This is a genomic window from Mesorhizobium sp. CO1-1-8 (genome assembly GCF_020164875.1).
In the GTDB taxonomy this organism is placed as follows: Bacteria; Pseudomonadota; Alphaproteobacteria; order Rhizobiales; family Rhizobiaceae; genus Mesorhizobium.
On sequence record NZ_JAIUGZ010000032.1, the window covers coordinates 1 to 2,500 of the forward strand.

Annotated in this window: 2 rRNA genes (1 of these 2 cut by a window edge); both read right to left on the reverse strand. The window is 53.9% G+C overall.

Annotated features, from left to right (window positions below):
* Positions 1-198 precede the first annotated feature (198 nt).
* A 5S ribosomal RNA gene (rrf, locus tag LB558_RS32755) occupies positions 199-313 on the reverse strand.
* Between the two features lie 152 nt (positions 314-465).
* Positions 466-2,500 (reverse strand): 23S ribosomal RNA (locus LB558_RS32760); it runs 787 nt beyond the window's last position.

The window sequence follows — 2,500 nt, forward strand, 5'->3', positions numbered from 1 at the left end:
CTAGACAAGCGTTTGCTTGTGTTCCTAGGCAAGCGTTTGCTTGCTTTATTGGACGTAAGCCGAGGCCTACAAATAGGTAGATGGCTCACCAACTGAAAGGGCCGCTTACGCGGCCCGTTGTCCCTTGGCGGGCCTTGTTCATAAAGAGAAGATTTCTCTCCATCCGATTTGGATGTGAGATCAACGTGCGTTTGGCAGACCTGGCAGCGACCTACTCTCCCGCGTCTTGAGACGAAGTACCATCAGCGCTGGAGCGTTTCACGGCCGAGTTCGGAATGGGATCGGGTGCAGCCGCTCCGCCATAACCACCAGGTCGGCAAAACGCACGTTGTTCGAGAAGCTTTTTGAGCGATTGGCCGCAACATAGCATCAGGCGCAAGGCCTGGGGCTCTGTCGGAGCTGTTTCGCTGGTCTTTTTTGTGCCTGTCACCCTCCGATTTGGAGCGATGAGCATAAGGAATGAGAACGATCAAGCCGATCGAACTATTAGTACCGGTAAGCTTCAAGCGTTGCCGCTCTTCCACACCCGGCCTATCAACGTGGTCGTCTTCCACGGTTCTCAGGGAATACTCGTTTTAAGGTGGGTTTCCCGCTTAGATGCCTTCAGCGGTTATCCCGTCCGGATATAGCTACCCTGCTATGCGGCTGGCGCCACAACAGGTCCACCAGAGATCCGTCCATCCCGGTCCTCTCGTACTAGGGACAGATCCTTTCAATATTCCTACACCCACGGCAGATAGGGACCGAACTGTCTCACGACGTTCTGAACCCAACTCACGTACCGCTTTAAATGGCGAACAGCCATACCCTTGGGACCTGCTCCAGCCCCAGGATGCGATGAGTCGACATCGAGGTGCCAAACAACCCCGTCGATATGGACTCTTGGGGGTCATCAGCCTGTTATCCCCGGCGTACCTTTTATCCGTTGAGCGATGGCCCTTCCACGCGGGACCACCGGATCACTATGACCGACTTTCGTCTCTGCTCGACTTGTCAGTCTCGCAGTCAGGCAGGCTTATGCCATTGCACTCAGCGAACGATTTCCGACCGTTCTGAGCCCACCATCGCGCGCCTCCGTTACTCTTTAGGAGGCGACCGCCCCAGTCAAACTACCCACCATACATTGTCCCGGACCCGGATAACGGGCCGCGGTTAGACATCCATAGTAATAAGGGTGGTATTTCAAGGGTGGCTCCACCTGAGCTGGCGCCCAGGTTTCAAAGCCTACCACCTATCCTACACATGCCACTACGAATGCCAATGTAAAGCTATAGTAAAGGTGCACGGGGTCTTTCCGTCTAACCGCAGGAACCCCGCATCTTCACGGGGAATTCAATTTCACTGAGTCTATGCTGGAGACAGCGGGGAAGTCGTTACGCCATTCGTGCAGGTCGGAACTTACCCGACAAGGAATTTCGCTACCTTAGGACCGTTATAGTTACGGCCGCCGTTTACTGGGGCTTCGATTCAGAGCTTGCACCCCTCCTCTTAACCTTCCAGCACCGGGCAGGCGTCAGACCCTATACGTCGTCTTGCGACTTCGCAGAGCCCTGTGTTTTTGATAAACAGTCGCTACCCCCTGGTCTGTGCCACCCTCCTCTACTTGCGTAGAAAAGGGTCACGCTTCTTCCGAAGTTACGCGTGCAATTTGCCGAGTTCCTTCAGCATAGTTCTCTCAAGCGCCTTGGTATACTCTACCAGACCACCAGTGTCGGTTTCGGGTACGGTTTATAAGGAGGAGCTATTTCCTGGAACCACGCAGCAGCCCGTTCAATCCGATAAGATTGGACTACCTCAATGATCCGTCACTACCTCCAAGCCCACGAATATTAACGTGGTTCCCATCGACTACGCGTTTCCGCCTCGTCTTAGGGGCCGGCTAACCCTGCTCAGATTAGCTTTAAGCAGGAACCCTTGGTCTTTCGGCGGGGGAGTCTCTCACTCCCCTTACGTTACTCATGTCAGCATTCGCACTTCTGATACCTCCACCACCCCTCACGGGTATGGCTTCATCAGCTTACAGAACGCTCCGCTACCGCTTGGCCCTTGCGGACCAAACCCTAAGCTTCGGTGTATGGCTTTAGCCCCGTTACATTTTCGGCGCAAAGACCCTTATTTAGACCAGTGAGCTGTTACGCTTTCTTTAAATGATGGCTGCTTCTAAGCCAACATCCTGGTTGTTTTGGGATCCTCACATCCTTTCCCACTTAGCCATAACTTGGGGACCTTAGCTGTAGGTCAGGGTTGTTTCCCTTTTCACGACGGACGTTAGCACCCGCCGTGTGTCTGCCGACTAGTACTCCCAGGTATTCGGAGTTTGGTTAGGTTTGGTAATCCGGTGAGGACCCCTAGCCCATCCAGTGCTCTACCCCCTGGGGTATTCGGTCGACGCTCTACCTAAATAGATTTCGCGGAGAACCAGCTATTTCCGAGTTTGATTGGCCTTTCACCCCTAGCCACAAGTCATCCCGAACTATTGCAACAGTTATGGGTTCGGTCC